This window comes from Bacillus sp. R86525 (assembly GCF_042466195.1).
In the GTDB taxonomy this organism is placed as follows: domain Bacteria; phylum Bacillota; class Bacilli; order Bacillales; family Bacillaceae_G; genus Bacillus_A; species Bacillus_A nitratireducens.
Genome location: NZ_JAXHPX010000007.1, coordinates 1,034,996 through 1,049,885, shown reverse-complemented (window position 1 = coordinate 1,049,885; position 14,890 = coordinate 1,034,996). Strand labels below are relative to the sequence as shown.

General features: G+C 37.6%; 14 protein-coding genes, 2 tRNA genes and 1 pseudogene. 2 read left to right on the top strand and 15 right to left on the bottom strand.

Annotated features, from left to right (window positions below; all coding sequences use genetic code 11):
• Positions 1 to 16: 16 nt before the first annotated feature.
• The 7 genes from ysxC to SJY24_RS07900 all read right to left on the bottom strand — a co-directional run bounded on the left by ysxC (position 17) and on the right by SJY24_RS07900 (position 9,456).
• Complete coding sequence (gene ysxC, locus SJY24_RS07930; RefSeq protein ID WP_000869121.1) at positions 17 to 613, bottom strand: ribosome biogenesis GTP-binding protein YsxC; 597 nt, start codon at positions 611 to 613, stop codon at positions 17 to 19.
• Positions 610 to 2,940 (bottom strand): endopeptidase La, encoded by a 2,331-nt coding sequence (gene lon / locus SJY24_RS07925; protein ID WP_377864323.1) that lies wholly within the window; start codon positions 2,938 to 2,940, stop codon positions 610 to 612. Before lon ends, ysxC begins: the two co-directional genes overlap by 4 nt.
• A 183-nt stretch (positions 2,941 to 3,123) precedes the next feature.
• Positions 3,124 to 4,794 carry an ATP-dependent protease LonB gene (lonB, locus tag SJY24_RS07920; protein WP_377864322.1) on the bottom strand — a complete coding sequence of 557 codons (1,671 nt, stop codon included), beginning with the start codon at positions 4,792 to 4,794 and terminating at the stop codon, positions 3,124 to 3,126.
• 106 nt (positions 4,795 to 4,900) lie between these two features.
• Positions 4,901 to 6,160: an ATP-dependent protease ATP-binding subunit ClpX gene (gene clpX, locus SJY24_RS07915; protein WP_071745779.1), complete on the bottom strand. Its 1,260-nt coding sequence runs from the start codon at positions 6,158 to 6,160 to the stop codon at positions 4,901 to 4,903.
• 264 nt (positions 6,161 to 6,424) lie between these two features.
• Positions 6,425 to 7,702 carry a trigger factor gene (gene tig, locus SJY24_RS07910; protein WP_377864321.1) on the bottom strand — a complete coding sequence of 426 codons (1,278 nt, stop codon included), beginning with the start codon at positions 7,700 to 7,702 and terminating at the stop codon, positions 6,425 to 6,427.
• A 309-nt stretch (positions 7,703 to 8,011) separates the two neighbouring features.
• Entirely contained in the window at positions 8,012 to 9,010 is a 999-nt protein-coding gene (locus SJY24_RS07905; protein WP_377864320.1) for a hypothetical protein, read from the bottom strand.
• Between the two features lie 197 nt (positions 9,011 to 9,207).
• A complete protein-coding gene (locus tag SJY24_RS07900) occupies positions 9,208 to 9,456 on the bottom strand; it encodes a hypothetical protein (protein ID WP_002094402.1) in 249 nt (82 codons plus the stop codon).
• A 316-nt stretch (positions 9,457 to 9,772) separates the two neighbouring features.
• Here SJY24_RS07900 and SJY24_RS07895 point away from each other — a divergent pair, with 316 nt between their 5' ends.
• Positions 9,773 to 10,387 (top strand): PH domain-containing protein, encoded by a 615-nt coding sequence (locus SJY24_RS07895; protein ID WP_377864319.1) that lies wholly within the window; start codon positions 9,773 to 9,775, stop codon positions 10,385 to 10,387.
• Positions 10,388 to 10,597: 210 nt separating this feature from the next.
• Here SJY24_RS07895 and SJY24_RS07890 read toward each other — a convergent pair whose 3' ends face one another.
• From SJY24_RS07890 to SJY24_RS07880, 3 genes are all read right to left on the bottom strand, one after another.
• On the bottom strand, positions 10,598 to 11,452 hold the full coding sequence (locus tag SJY24_RS07890; protein ID WP_377864318.1) for a hypothetical protein: 855 nt from the start codon (positions 11,450 to 11,452) through the stop codon (positions 10,598 to 10,600).
• Between the two features lie 377 nt (positions 11,453 to 11,829).
• The gene (locus tag SJY24_RS07885; protein WP_098764085.1) at positions 11,830 to 12,030 is read right to left on the bottom strand and encodes a cytoplasmic protein; all 201 of its coding nucleotides are present in this window, start codon (positions 12,028 to 12,030) and stop codon (positions 11,830 to 11,832) included.
• Between the two features lie 33 nt (positions 12,031 to 12,063).
• Positions 12,064 to 12,345 (bottom strand): hypothetical protein, encoded by a 282-nt coding sequence (locus SJY24_RS07880; RefSeq protein ID WP_377864317.1) that lies wholly within the window; start codon positions 12,343 to 12,345, stop codon positions 12,064 to 12,066.
• An 87-nt stretch (positions 12,346 to 12,432) separates the two neighbouring features.
• Between SJY24_RS07880 and SJY24_RS07875 the strand changes: the two are divergent.
• Positions 12,433 to 12,519, top strand: a pseudogene (locus tag SJY24_RS07875) (WXG100 family type VII secretion target); the annotation flags it as partial.
• A 212-nt stretch (positions 12,520 to 12,731) separates the two neighbouring features.
• On the opposite strand, the gene SJY24_RS07870 reads toward SJY24_RS07875, so the two are convergent.
• The 5 genes from SJY24_RS07870 to rph all read right to left on the bottom strand — a co-directional run bounded on the left by SJY24_RS07870 (position 12,732) and on the right by rph (position 14,863).
• A tRNA-Arg gene (locus SJY24_RS07870) sits at positions 12,732 to 12,805 on the bottom strand.
• A gap of 1 nt (position 12,806) precedes the next feature.
• Positions 12,807 to 12,880: transfer RNA gene (locus SJY24_RS07865), tRNA-Gly, on the bottom strand.
• Between the two features lie 108 nt (positions 12,881 to 12,988).
• Positions 12,989 to 13,492, bottom strand: coding sequence for a metallophosphoesterase (locus SJY24_RS07860; RefSeq protein WP_377864316.1), 504 nt, complete (start codon positions 13,490 to 13,492; stop codon positions 12,989 to 12,991).
• A gap of 13 nt (positions 13,493 to 13,505) precedes the next feature.
• Entirely contained in the window at positions 13,506 to 14,114 is a 609-nt protein-coding gene (locus SJY24_RS07855; RefSeq protein WP_002143277.1) for an XTP/dITP diphosphatase, read from the bottom strand.
• Between the two features lie 11 nt (positions 14,115 to 14,125).
• Complete coding sequence (gene rph, locus SJY24_RS07850; RefSeq protein WP_001261778.1) at positions 14,126 to 14,863, bottom strand: ribonuclease PH; 738 nt, start codon at positions 14,861 to 14,863, stop codon at positions 14,126 to 14,128.
• Between the last annotated feature and the right edge of the window lie 27 nt (positions 14,864 to 14,890).

The following is a 14,890-nucleotide window of genomic DNA, read 5'->3' as shown; positions in this document are numbered from 1 at the left end:
AAACGCGCGACATTCGTCACGCGTTTTTTGTTTTTGTCATTTTATGAATTGCTTTCCATGCCTCTTCTTTTCCAAGTCCTGTTTCCGAAGAGAATAGAACGATTTCATCGCCAATTTCAACAGCAAGCGTTTCTTTTACAACTTTTAAATGCTTTTGCCATTTCCCTTTCGGAATTTTATCGGCTTTCGTTGCAATAATAATTGTTGGGATTTCATAATGCTTTAAGAAATCATACATCATCACGTCATCTTTTGTTGGTTGGTGACGTAAATCAACTACTAATACAGCTGCGTCTAATTGCTCACGTGTTGTAAAGTATGTTTCAATCATCTTGCCCCATGCCGCGCGCTCCGTTTTAGATACTTTCGCATATCCATAACCTGGAACGTCAACAAAATGCATCATTTCATTGATTAAGAAAAAGTTCAGTGTTTGCGTTTTTCCTGGTTTAGAAGAAATACGTACTAACTTTTTACGATTTAAAATTTTATTAATGAAGGAAGACTTCCCGACATTTGAACGACCTGCTAATGCAATTTCTGGTAAATCACTATCTGGATATTGTTCTGGTTTAACAGCACTAATTACAATATCTGCTTTTGTTACTTTCATTGTTTCACTCCTACTAATGCGTGCTCCAATACTTCGTCTAAATGAGATGCAAGCACAAACGTAAGGTTTTCTTTTACGCTCTCTGGAATATCATCTAAATCTTTCTCGTTTTCTGCTGGCAAAATAATTTTTGTTAAGCCTGCGCGGTGAGCACTTAATGTTTTTTCTTTTAAACCACCAATTGGTAATACACGACCACGAAGTGTAATTTCACCTGTCATACCTACTTCTTTACTTACAGGAATACCTGTTAGTGCCGAAATAAGTGCCGTTGCCATCGTAATACCTGCTGACGGTCCATCTTTTGGAACTGCTCCTTCTGGAACATGAATATGAATATCATTTTTCTCATGGAAATTCGGATCGATCTGCAGCTCTTCTGCACGAGAACGAATATAGCTAAACGCTGCTTGTGCTGATTCTTTCATAACATCCCCAAGTTTCCCTGTTAAAATTAATTTCCCTTTACCTGGCGCTACAGACACTTCAATAGCAAGTGTATCACCACCAGCTGCTGTGTAAGCTAAACCAGTCGCCATACCAACTTGGTCTGTCTTCTCAGCTTGTCCGTAACGGAATATGTGCTTGCCAAGTAAATCAACAACATTTTTCTCCGTTACAACAATGCGCTTGCGTTCTGCTGTAACAATGATTTTTGCTGCTTTACGACAAACTTTTGCAATTTGACGCTCTAGCGTACGAACACCAGCCTCACGTGTATAATAACGAATAATTTCAAGAAGCGCTTCATCACGTACTTGTAAATTACCTTTTCGTAAGCCATGCTCTTTCAATTGTTTCGGCAGTAAATGTTCACGAGCAATGTGTACCTTTTCAAGTTCTGTATAGCCAGCAATCGAAATGATTTCCATACGGTCAAGCAACGGACCTGGAATACTTGAAAGTGTATTAGCAGTTGCTACAAACATAACTTTCGATAGATCATACGGCTCTTCAATGTAATGATCACTAAAGTTATGGTTTTGTTCTGGATCTAACACTTCAAGTAATGCTGCTGATGGATCTCCACGGAAATCGTTAGACATTTTATCAATCTCATCTAATAAGAAGACTGGATTAACTGTTTTCGCCTTTTTCATACCTTGAATAACGCGTCCTGGCATTGCTCCAACATACGTACGGCGGTGACCACGAATTTCAGACTCATCACGTACACCGCCAAGGGATACACGGACAAAGTTACGATTCAATGATGTTGCGATAGAACGAGCTAACGAAGTTTTTCCGACCCCAGGAGGTCCTACTAAACAAAGAATAGGGCCTTTTAATGAGTTAGTCAATTTTTGTACAGCTAAATATTCAAGCACTCGCTCTTTTACTTTTTCAAGGCCGTAATGATCTTTATTTAAAATCTCTTCAGAATGAACAAGATCAATCATATCCTCTGTCGCTTCTGTCCACGGAAGGGCTAATAACCAGTCAATATAATTGCGAATAACACCGCTCTCCGCAGAACTTGCTGGTAACTTTTCATAACGATCTAATTCTTTCAGCGCAGCCTTCGTTGTTTCTTCAGGCATTCCTGACTGTTCAATTTTCTCACGAAGTTCTTCAACTTCCCCGCCCTTACCTTCTTTATCACCAAGTTCTGTTTGAATCGCCTTCATTTGCTCACGTAAGAAATATTCTTTTTGTGTGCGCTCCATTGAACGTTTCACTTTTTGTCCAATTTTCTTTTCTAGGCTAAGCAACTCTTGTTCATCTTGAATAATTGAAATAAGTGTATGTAGTCGTTCTTTTACAGATACAATCTCTAAAATCTCTTGTTTCTGCTTCGTTTTAATCGGCAAGTGAGAAGCAATTAAATCAGCTAGTCTTCCCGGTTCTTCTACATCAGCTACCGTTGCAAATGTTTCATTTGAAACTTTTTTCGAAACTTTAATATATTGTTCGAAATGCTCCAGTAACGTACGCATAAGAGCTTTCTCTTCTAAATCATCTTCTACTTCTTCCGTTACCGTTTTAATAGAAACTTGCACTATATTTTCTTCTTCGATAAACTCTACTACTTCTGCTCTATGTAAACCTTCCACAAGGACACGAAGCGTACCGTTCGGCAATTTAAGCATTTGCTTCACTTTCGCCACTGTACCTACACTATATATGTCATCTTCTTTCGGATCATCGATATTCATTTCTTTTTGCATTGCTAAAAAGATGATATTTTCATCCATTGCCGCCTGCTCTAGTGCTTGTATCGATTTATCACGTCCTACATCAAGATGCAGAACCATCGTTGGATATACGAGAACGCCTCTTAATGGTAGGAGGGGCACAATTCTTTCGTTCGTATTCATACTAGACATAGCACCTCCATAATAAATTAAACTCCTGTTCAACTATTTTATATTACAATACATCTAGATGCAATTGCAGAGATTATCCGCAATTGTTAATATCTTGTTTTTTCTCCCTTATGAAAAGAAAAAAGACTCCGCTTAAGCATACAAACTTAAACGAAGTCTGGCAAATTTTATTATCGTTTATTCTTACATTGATTGTGCATCTGTTTCGTCCAAAGCAGTCTGTACATCAATCTCACGATGCATATTTTCCTGCACAAATGTTAATTCAAATACTTCTTTTAATTTGCGGACAGGAATGATTTCAATTCCCTTTATTGTATACAAAAATGGTTGCATGTTTTCAGCCGGAATGATGACTTTCTTAGCCCCCGCTTTTTTCGCAGCTTTTATTTTTGCGTACACACCACCAATAGGCTTCACTTCTCCGTGGATACTTATTTCACCTGTCATCGCTACTTCATTATTCACATATGTACGATGCACCGCTGAATAAACACCCGTTGCCATAGCAATCCCTGCCGAAGGACCATCAATCGGGATACCGCCGGGAAAGTTAATATGTATATCATAGCCTTCTGGAAGTACATCTAGAGAGCGGAGTACTGTTAATACGTTATCAACAGAACCCTTCGCCATACTTTTACGGCGGATTGATTTCGTTTGATTCCCAATACTTTCCTCTTCCACAATACCAGTTACATTTACTGATCCTTTATCTTTCGCGGGAATAGCTGTTACCTCAATTTCTAATAAAGCGCCTGTATTCGGTCCATATACAGCAAGCCCGTTCACAAGGCCAATCCTTGGAATTGGATAAATGTGCTTTTCGTACTTTGGTGTAAGTTGGCTCGAATGAACAACCCACTCAATATCTTCATCTTTAATGAAAGAACGTTCTTCATTTATCGCCATACCAGCAGAGATTTGCACGAGATTAATCGCTTCCCGTCCATTTCTTGCATACATTCCAATCATTTCAATACCGTTCTCACCTATTTGCATTTCCACTTTGTCAGCTGCATTCTTCGCTACTTTTTGAATTTCTTCTGTTTCTAACTCCCTGAAGAACACTTCTAAACACCGCGACCGAATTGCAGGAGGAATTTCCTCTGGCGAACGCGTCGTTGCACCAACTAAGCGAAAATCGGCTGGCAAACCTTTTTGAAAGATATCATGTATATACGTTGGAATCATCGAATTTTCTTCACTATAGTACGCACTTTCCAAAAATACTTTCCGATCTTCTAACACCTTTAACATTTTGTTCATTTGAATCGGATGTAATTCACCAATCTCATCAATAAACAAAATGCCTCCATGTGCATCTGTTACAGCCCCTTTTTTCGGCTGCGGGATACCCGCTTGCCCCATTGCACCTGCTCCTTGATAAATTGGATCATGGACTGAACCAATTAAAGGATCTGCAATACCACGTTCATCAAACCTAGCTGTCGTCGCATCAAGTTCGATAAATGTTGCATTCGTACGGAATGGAGATTTTGGGTTTCGTTTCGCTTCTTCTAATACAAGGCGTGCTGCCGCTGTCTTTCCGACACCTGGCGGACCATATATAATCACATGTTGCGGGTTAGGACCACAAAGAGCCGCTTTTAACGACTTAATCCCGTCTTCTTGCCCCACAATGTCTAAAAAGGATGTAGGACGCACCTTTTCCGCAAGTGGCTCTGTTAAAGAAACCTCACGCATTTTACGAAGCTGCTCTAATTCTTTTTTCGATTCTCGATCAATTGAAACTTTTTGTGTTCGTTGATTTCGAAGTAAATGCCAAAAGTACAATCCGACAATTACACCAAAAACAAGTTGAACAAGTAAAAATATATTTGTCCAGCTCATAATTCATTTCCTCCCGCTATGTTTTATCTTTTAGTATTTCCTGGGAGGAATAGTGCTAAACATAAAGAAAAACAGCAATTATAAAAATTGCTGTTTCTTCTTCACATTATGCAGATGTTTTTGTATCAAGTACAGTACCGTCTTGTAACACCAATTTTGGCGGTGCATTATCAGCTACTGTTTCTTTTGTAAGAATACACTTCTCGATATCTTTGCGAGATGGAAGTTCGAACATTACATCAAGCATTAAGCCTTCAATAATAGAACGAAGTCCACGAGCACCTGTTTTACGTTCAATTGCTTTTTTCGCAATCTCAACTAGTGCACCTTCTTCAAACTCTAACTCAACATCGTCAAGCTCCAATAATTTTTGGAATTGCTTAACAAGTGCATTTTTCGGTTTCGTTAAAATATCTACAAGAGCATCTTCATCAAGCGGCTCTAGGTTCGCAATAACTGGAAGACGACCGATAAACTCTGGGATTAAACCAAATCTTAAAAGATCCTCTGGTAATACGTGAGATAAAACATGCTTCTCATTTACATCAGCATTTTTCTTCTCAGAACCAAATCCAATTACTTTTTCACCAAGGCGACGTTTAATAATTGGCTCGATGCCATCAAACGCTCCACCACAAATGAATAAGATGTTCGTTGTATCAATTTGAATGAACTCTTGATGCGGATGCTTACGGCCACCTTGAGGTGGAACGCTCGCTACAGTACCTTCTAAAATTTTCAGAAGCGCCTGCTGTACACCTTCACCAGATACATCACGTGTAATTGATGGATTTTCGGACTTACGTGCCACTTTATCAATCTCATCAATATAAATAATTCCTTTTTCCGCTTTTTCTACATCGTAATCAGCCGCTTGAATTAGTTTTAGTAAGATGTTTTCTACATCTTCCCCAACGTATCCAGCTTCAGTTAAAGATGTTGCGTCCGCGATTGCAAATGGAACATTTAAAATACGCGCTAATGTTTGTGCCAATAATGTTTTACCACTACCAGTTGGCCCAATAAGTGAAATATTACTCTTCGCTAATTCTACATCATCAATTTTGCTGTTAGAATTAATACGTTTGTAATGGTTATATACCGCTACCGCTAGTGCTTTTTTCGCGTTATCTTGTCCGATGACATACTCATCTAAGATTTCACGAATTTCTACCGGTTTCGGTACATCTTTGAATTCTACTTCTTCGTCCTTCGCAAGCTCCTCTTGTACAATTTCAGTACAAAGCTCGATACACTCGTCACAAATGTAAACACCTGGACCTGCAACTAACTTTCGAACTTGCGTTTGTGTTTTACCACAGAAAGAACATTTTAATTGACCTTTTTCATCATTAAATTTAAACATATTTTCACACCCCTTACAAAGTGCTAACCTCTTGCCTTCGTATGTACACGATAAATGTATCGTATGTAAATACATATTATGTCACTACGTAGCGAGAAATACAAATAATATGACTAGTTATGTACAAATAAAAAAATTTTAAAACTTTTGAAATATGTATATTCGACTTATGAAGAACCTTTTCCTTCTTCATCGAAAAGTTTTATAAATATATTTCTATATTTATAAAACAAGGCACGATTAAAATCGTGCCTTGTTATTTTATTATGCAGCGTTGTCTACTAAGAAGTCTACAGCTTTACGCACTTTAAGATCTTCAGATAAAGCGTCTACGCTTCCAAGAGCTTGCTTGATAGCGTCTACTGGCATACCGTACATTTCAGCCATTTTTTCAACTTCTGCAGTTACTTCTTCTTCAGTAACTTCGATGTTTTCAGCTTCAATGATAGCTTCAAGAACAAGGTTGATTCTTACGCGTTTTTGAGCGTCTTCTTTCATTTGCTCTTTTAACTTGTCAGCATCAGTACCTGTGAATTGGTAGTAAAGCTCAAGGTTCATACCTTGTTGGCTTAAACGTTGCTCGAATTCACGAACCATACGATCTAACTCAGTGTCGATCATAGCTTCTGGAATGTCGATTTCAGCGTTAGCAGCAGCTAATTCTACTACTTCGTCACGTACTTTGTGCTCAGCTTCGTGCTTTTTACCTTCTTCTAAGTTTGTACGAAGTTTTGTTTTTAATTCATCAAGAGTTGCAACTTCTTCGTCAGCATCTTTAGCGAACTCGTCGTTTAACTCAGGAAGTTCTTTTGTTTTGATTTCGTGAATTGTTACTTTGAATGTTGCTGGTTTGCCCGCTAATTCAGCAGCATGGTACTCTTCTGGGAATGATACTTCAACGTCTTTAGAATCACCAGATTTAAGACCAATTACTTGCTCTTCGAAACCTGGGATGAAAGTACCAGAACCGATTGCAAGAGAATAGTTTTCGCCTTTTCCGCCTTCAAATGCTTCGCCATCAACGAAACCTTCGAAGTCGATTACAGCTGTATCACCATTTTCAATAGTTCCTTCTTCTTTAACAACTAGTTCAGCTTGACGCTCTTGTAAAGATTTTAATTCGTTCTCTACATCTTCGTCAGTTACAGTTGTTTCAACTTTTTCTACTGCTAAACCTTTGTACTCACCTAATTTAACTTCAGGTTTCACTGTAACTTTTGCAGTGAAGATAAGGTTAGCATTTTTTTCGAACTTCTCGATGTCGATTTCAGGATGAGCAACTGGGAAGATACCAGCTTCATCGATTGCTTCACCGTATGCTTTTGGTAAGATGATATCTAAAGCATCTTGGTATAAAGATTCGATACCAAAGCGTTGTTCGAATAACGGACGAGGCATTTTCCCTTTACGGAAACCTGGTACGTTAATTGTTTTTACTACTTTTTTGAACGCAGCGTCGATAGAGTTGTTTACTTCTTTAGCATCAACTTCGATTGTTAAAACGCCAACGTTACCTTCTAATTTTTCCCATTTTGTAGACATTTATTCTTTCCCTCCAACTATAATAATGTATGCACATACCTCTATAGATTAAAATATTCATTATCTCTTTTTTGAAATAACAAATGTACAAATAACCCTCTAGCAAAAGCTTTCAGATATAATGTTCCAATCTACTAATTGTCTAAAAGACAACTACGGTATATTTTGTTCGAGACTAATATGAAACATATTAAGTAAGAGAATTATACTCCTCTTCTCTTACAAACAGGCAGATTTCTGCCTTTTGCAACCCTTACATTATAACATAGAATATGCTCGTTTCAATAACTGAACGATTCTTTTTCATAATTATACGGGCAAATATCCTTCTCTTTCAATGCGTAGTAACCATTGATAGGCGATATGAAATTCCTCTAACTCGATATTGTATGCTGTCATAAGTTCTTCTTCATCAATAGCCAATCCGAAACGCTTTCTTCCAATTCTCTCTAAGACGGCAGCCCAAATTTCTACTTTATCCATTAATAGAGGGAATGGGAAAATGCTAATTTGTAATTCTTTCCAGTAAGTGACCATCGCACTAAATATATCCGGATAATTTTGTTCTAATTGGCTTGATAATTTATGTATTATTTTATCGGATTGCTCCTCATTATGACCTGTAAATGCTGGTATCACTTTTATCGTATTTCCAAACTTCTCTACTTCTATCTCTTCTTCTATTTGATTTTCTACCATTTTATACAAAATAGAAGTTTTTAAATAAGGGTGTTGCTTTTCCTCTATTAAAAATTTCTTTAGAGCAGGAAGTGCGAGATCCAGGTCTTTTAATGAAAGTTTCTGGATCACCCTTAGCTTTTGACCAAAGTTTTCTCCAAAAAGTTCATTAGTAAACTCATCTAATTCAAAATTTGAATCAACTAGCGATGCGTCTTCCTCATTCAGCATACCTTCTGCAAATAAAGCGAGCTGCGCTAATTTTTCCTTTTGCTCGGGCATTATGTCTTTCGTTTGCAAAACTTTTTCGACAGTTTCAATAACACCTTCATAATCATTTGTTTGAACTAAAATCGTCACATACGTTTCAAGAATGTCACCAAATAATACAGCTCCCGTTTCAAGCAACTGCTCACATTTGTCTTTCGCTTCTTCCATATGCTTTAATTCTAACAAACAAATAACTGAAGCTAATTCTGTTTGTTCCGTTTCCGCATTATACTGACGTAATATTTCAAAGCAGCGCAATGCATCTTCGAATTTCCGCTCTTTCAACGCTAAAAAACCTTCATCAATATAGCGTTCTGATAGCTGCGGAAACAATACGACCGTATTTTCTTTTTTATCCATACGTTCGCCTCTTTTTCTAGATTTTAATTATCTTCAAAGTAAATATATCAAATGCGTAATGAGAACACAACATTCCAAAACCATTCGTTTGAAATATAGGAATATTTAATTTTCATACCGGAAAATCAACAACCTTTTAAATGAAATTCATTTTCCACAAACAAAAACCCTCAGCAACAGAAGCAGAGGATTCATCATTAATGGAAAGCATTTATAATTGTGGGGTATATAACAAGGGTAATAATTTGGAGAACAATAATTGCCATAACAATCATGCTAAAGTAGAAGATTGGTTTACTTCGCTTCATTAAAAACATAATAATAAGCATCGTACAAGCAAACAAACTTAAGAAGAACAAACTCGTTGTCGAACTAAGTATACCACTCGGGACAAAGAACAATAATACTACACTACAAGTACCTATAATTCCAAATAACCATTCCATTCATTCACTCATTTCCTTTCCCTCTCATGGTAGTTTTTTCTAAGCGATTAAATGCTTTACAACATCAACTACATACGTTAATTTCTCATACGCTACAAATCCAAAAGCAACTGTTAAGCCCGTTACGATTAATCCCTTCATCATTTCTTCCTCCTCGTTTTATCGTTGTTACCTTCATTATAGAGGATTAGTAATTTGTTACCATCGAACTTCCTTACAGTTACCTTACAGAATTGTAAGACTTCCAAAATTAATTTAAAATCATGTTAATATATTTTTGTACAATTAAGAATTTAATTTACAAAGGGGAATATATATGTTCAAAAAGATGGCTGCAGATGTATTAGGACTAAGCGATGTAGGTTCTGTCATTACACCGAAAGATTATGATAAGGTCGATGCTGATGGTTACGTGATGCATGAAGACGGGGAGAAAATTTATTTTCTAATTAAATCAAAATCAGATGAATATTGTTTTACAAACAAAGGATTAATCCACCTAGACGGTACAAGTGCAACAAGCAAAAAACGTACACTGCGTCGCTTTAGCTACAGTAAATATCAAATTAAAAACGTAGCACTTGAAACTGCGGGAACGATTGATTTAGATGTAGAAATTAAGTTTCAAATGGGAGATGAGCATTACTCAATTGATGTTCATAAGAAACATATTGAAGAATTAAAAGATTTATATAAGGCTCTACTTAAAATAGAAGAAATTTCATACGACAACGACATTACATTGCAGTATGCACATAAAAGTTTAGATATGGCATCTAACGCTTTCAGCCGTATTTCAAACACACAAGTAAATTTAGCAGAACAATTTAAAGAGATGAACGAGATCGCTTTTAATTGGCTCGTTGATACAAAGAAACAATATAACGTGAAAGATTACGATTTTATCTTTGAAAAGTTTATTAATAACTAATTTAAAACAAACAAAAAACCTTGTTATCAAAAGCTAACAAGGTTTTCTTAGCGTCCTAGGAGAGATTCGAACTCTCGATCTGTCTATTACCTATATTATGTTACACTTACTCACAAGTTTCTTTCCTCTTGCGTTAATCTTCTACTCGTATTAATTATGTTTGATACAACTAAACTTCCTATTATATATACAATCGAAATATACGTTATTTTATTCCTGACTCTCCATCTCTTTCATTTCATCTTGCCACGTACCACCAATACCACCACTAGGTGTATTCCAGCGCTTTTCTTGACGCAGGATTCTCGCCTTATCTTCCTCAGTCATTTCAGATTGATATTTCTTCGCTTCCTCTCGTTGTTGTTCTTCGTATTCTCTTTCCTGTTGCTCCAGATGTCTTCTATGCGCATCTTTATCAATAATCTTTTCGCAGCCGTGTGCTAGCTCCTTCGTTTCATCGTGTCCGTGTCCACAATAATCGTTCGGAATTTTAGTACTAGATTTCGTAGCAGGTTTAGAATCATGGTTACGATTACCTGTTGCACGGTCCTCTTTCTCTTCGTTAACTTTCGCATCTTTAACCCCAGTTTTTCTAAGACCATCTTGCTCTTTCTTCGTTACACTTCCATCAGGATTAAACGTTATAGTCATCGAACCTTTTCCACCATGCCCTAGATATCCGTAGATAGAGAACGACTTATATTTCTCTATGAATCTAGGTATTCCTGCTATCTCTTTGACTTTGTTCGCAGGCATTCCGACCTTGATTCCGTCATATTGTTCTAGCGATACGGTCGGTGCCTCGTTATTCGCATCTTTATAATACGGACGTCTATCGTTAATCTCCTTATCTTCCTTCGTCGATTCCTCCACTTGTTGCGGCTTCTCGTCCTTCGCAGGTTCTTCGTCAACCTTTTGGTTGGACGCTTCCTCTTCCCCTTGCGCAGTTGCAACAGAGTCGTGTTTCTTATACGGCTCGTATTCTGCTTGTTCTTTCGTAGAGCAAGCACTAAGAATCAATACGGACGTCGCACCTAATAAAAATAATTTCGTATTAAATTTCATAGTATAATCTCCCTCGTAATTCTCTTCAATTGCATCTTGCATGCACACATCAATTTTCAGACAAACACAAAACCTTGTTATCAAAAGATAACAAGGCTTCCTTAGCGTCCCAGGAGAGATTCGAACTCCCGACCCGTCAATTACCTATGATATATAGACGATTCTTTCATCGCTTGCTGAACGTTCATTTGTGCGGTCAACTGACCATTTTTGTTAATTAATATTACACTCTATATAGTAGTTCTATATCAATGTTGAATGCCTTTTTGTTCTATCGATTCCCTATCGAAAATTCTGACACATTTAGATGATATTTCCCTAGCCACAGAATAAAAAACAATCGTCTTAAAATGCGAATCTCGGCGTACCTTTCCGCACTATTTTATATATTTTGATCGCAGTCTTAATATATCTTCCTCTTCGCGAATGCCTGCCGATCCCTTCCTCACATTTTTTACGACAGTCCAATTCGGGTTAGTTTCATCACCGATGTTCTGTACTGTAAAGTTGCCGTCACCATATTTTCGTTGACCTTCTGCCAATTTCTCCGTTAAATCATTTTCTTTTGATCTCGCCATATTTGCGCCATCTCCCTTTTTTATACAACCTTCTCAAACTGTCCAATCAATCACACGTCCAGTCAATTGGAGATCCTCGCTTTCCGCTTCGACTAATTGTAACACACTGCCGGGGATAAGTTCCGATAACGGCTGCCCAATCGCACTAGAAACGTTATTTTCTTTGAATGTGAATGATCCGACGCCAGTTATGCTAAATGATGCGATTCCTTGCCGCTGCATTTTGTTTGTATCGTTATAAACGATTACTAAGTATGCGTTGAATTCGGATATTGCATTATAGGGGATATCATATCCTTTGAATTGATTGTGCAACGTTCAATCCGCTGAGTTCATTAATCGTACTTTCTTCTGATCGTCCGCATCGTGCCAGTCTTCGTTGCTGATAACGTATATGTCGATATGTTCACTGTTTTAACAGAATTCGATAAAATAGCTAACGAACTAGAAAGAGCTGCGGAAAAGTTTCGCACGGCGGATGTATTCTACGGAAATAAAGACGCACAATTGTATTTCATTATTTATCTCATAACAACTATCGCCGGCTAAGCCGTTTAATCAACGATATGTAGTTTGCTTTTATTTTTTCTATATAATTATTATCGTATATTCTATTGTGATAATCTTCCACCATTTACACATAAATCAATTTTTAGACAAACAAAAAACCTTGTTATCAAAAGATAACAAGGTTTTGTTAGCGTCCCAGGAGAGATTCGAACTCCCGACCGTACGCTTAGAAGGCGTATGCTCTATCCGGCTGAGCTACTGGGACATGGAGCGGGTGAAGAGAATCGAACTCTCGACCAGAGCTTGGAAGGCTCTTGTTTTACCACTAAACTACACCCGCATATGTTATTTTATTTTTCTTTGTTAGCGCCGTTGCCCTATCGACAATATTTATTATATTCATAACCACTTATAAAGTCAACACTTTTTTAAAAGAGGATAATTTTTATTATCCTCTTTTAAAAACTGCTTGTTCAACTAGCTGTCCGTCTAATGTTTCAAAACGAACTTCTATATGATTTTCATCCATTTCTAATAAAGCGAATGTCTTTTCCACACGAGAGCGCGGGAGCAAAATACTTCCTGGATTAATAAATAAAATCCCATCAAGTAATTCTGCCCCTAATACATGAGAATGTCCAAAGCACGCTACTTGTGCTCCTACTTCTTCTGCATGATACGCTAACGTTTGTAACGTCATTTTCACATTATGACGATGACCGTGTACAACTAAGAAACGAATTCCATCTACATCAGTTACAATTTCATCTTGAAAGTTAGCATAATCACAATTCCCTTTTACAACATGAAAACCTTGTAGCTCTTCGTGAGCAGGCGTTAGCTCTGAATCACCACAATGAATCATGACATCTACTTTCCCTTCATATTTCTCTTTTAACTGCTGTAATTCCTTCACAGAGCTATGACTATCGCTTACGATTAAAGCTTTCATCAATCTCTCTCCCTTATTCTTCTAAAAACCATTCCGGGATTTTCTCTTCTAATTTACGAAGAGCGCGTCCGCGGTGACTAATGGCATTTTTCTCATCTGAGCTTAGCTCCGCCATCGCCTTTTTATATTCTTCTACATAAAAAATCGGATCGTATCCAAAACCATTTTCCCCGCGGCGCTGTTCTAAGATTTTCCCTTCACACGTTCCGTTTACAATAACAGGCTCTTTATCTGCCTCAGGGAAAGCAACCGCTAGCGCACAGTAAAAACGAGCTGTACGTTTTTCTAAATCGATGTCAGTTAACTCTTGCAACACTTTATCGATATTCGCTTGGTCATCTTTCGGCTCTCCAGCAAAACGAGCTGAATATACACCTGGTTTCCCGTTTAAGGCATCTACAATAAGACCAGAGTCATCCGCAATTACGATGGAATTCAACTGTCTACTAAGACTGTCCGCTTTCAAAATTGCGTTTTCTTCAAATGTTTCACCAGTTTCTTCTACTTCTTCAATATGAGGAAAATCGTGTAAAGATTTCACTTCTAAGTCAAATCTCTCAAATAACTCAGCAAACTCACGTACTTTCCCAAGATTTTTCGTTGCTACAACAACTTGCTTCATATTTTCCACCTCTACTCTATATGAGATACGATGTCACCTAACGCTTCTTTTTGCTTTTCAACAAGTTGGAAGATCCCTTGTTCCGCAGCATCAAGTAGTTCATTTAATTCTGCTCTGCTAAACGTCGCTTCTTCTCCAGTTCCTTGTACTTCAACAAACTGACCTTTTCCAGTCATAATAACGTTCATATCAACGTCTGCTTTAGAATCTTCGGCATAATTTAAATCTAAAACGACACCTTGTTCTTCAACAACACCTACTGACGTTGCCGCTAAATAATCTTTTACAGGAATTTTAGATACTTTGTCTGCTTGCAATAATTTTTCAAAAGCTAATACCATCGCTACATAAGCACCTGTAATTGAAGCTGTTCTCGTTCCGCCATCCGCTTGAATTACATCACAATCAATCCAAACCGTTCTTTCGCCAAGCGCTTCTAAATCAACAACCGCACGTAATGCTCGTCCAATTAAACGCTGGATTTCCATTGTACGCCCTGTTACTTTCCCTTTACTTGACTCCCTGATTGTACGTTGCTCTGTCGCACGTGGAATCATTGAGTATTCTGCTGTTACCCAGCCTTTTCCTTCTCCACGCATAAACGGCGGTACACGCTCTTCAATTGTCGCTGAACAAATTACCTTTGTATCCCCAACTTCAATTAGTACCGATCCCTCTGGATGTTTTAAATAATTTGTATGAATATGTATATGGCGTAACTCTGCTTGTCCTCTACCATCTACTCGCATAAAAATAACCCCCTCATAAATACTCTC

Excerpts from the sequence above, each read along its gene's own strand:
- SJY24_RS07905 (WP_377864320.1), bottom strand. The coding sequence starts at position 9,010 with ATGGATAAAAAAGAAAATACGGTCGTATTGTTTCCGCAGCTATCAGAA.
- lon (WP_377864323.1), bottom strand. The coding sequence starts at position 2,940 with ATGTCTAGTATGAATACGAACGAAAGAATTGTGCCCCTCCTACCATTA.
- lonB (WP_377864322.1), bottom strand. The coding sequence starts at position 4,794 with ATGAGCTGGACAAATATATTTTTACTTGTTCAACTTGTTTTTGGTGTA.
- SJY24_RS07860 (WP_377864316.1), bottom strand. The coding sequence starts at position 13,492 with ATGAAAGCTTTAATCGTAAGCGATAGTCATAGCTCTGTGAAGGAATTA.
- SJY24_RS07890 (WP_377864318.1), bottom strand. The coding sequence starts at position 11,452 with ATGAAATTTAATACGAAATTATTTTTATTAGGTGCGACGTCCGTATTG.
- rph (WP_001261778.1), bottom strand. The coding sequence starts at position 14,863 with ATGCGAGTAGATGGTAGAGGACAAGCAGAGTTACGCCATATACATATT.
- SJY24_RS07855 (WP_002143277.1), bottom strand. The coding sequence starts at position 14,114 with ATGAAGCAAGTTGTTGTAGCAACGAAAAATCTTGGGAAAGTACGTGAG.
- clpX (WP_071745779.1), bottom strand. The coding sequence starts at position 6,160 with ATGTTTAAATTTAATGATGAAAAAGGTCAATTAAAATGTTCTTTCTGT.
- tig (WP_377864321.1), bottom strand. The coding sequence starts at position 7,702 with ATGTCTACAAAATGGGAAAAATTAGAAGGTAACGTTGGCGTTTTAACA.
- SJY24_RS07900 (WP_002094402.1), bottom strand. The coding sequence starts at position 9,456 with ATGGAATGGTTATTTGGAATTATAGGTACTTGTAGTGTAGTATTATTG.
- ysxC (WP_000869121.1), bottom strand. The coding sequence starts at position 613 with ATGAAAGTAACAAAAGCAGATATTGTAATTAGTGCTGTTAAACCAGAA.
- SJY24_RS07895 (WP_377864319.1), top strand. The coding sequence starts at position 9,773 with ATGTTCAAAAAGATGGCTGCAGATGTATTAGGACTAAGCGATGTAGGT.
- SJY24_RS07885 (WP_098764085.1), bottom strand. The coding sequence starts at position 12,030 with ATGGCGAGATCAAAAGAAAATGATTTAACGGAGAAATTGGCAGAAGGT.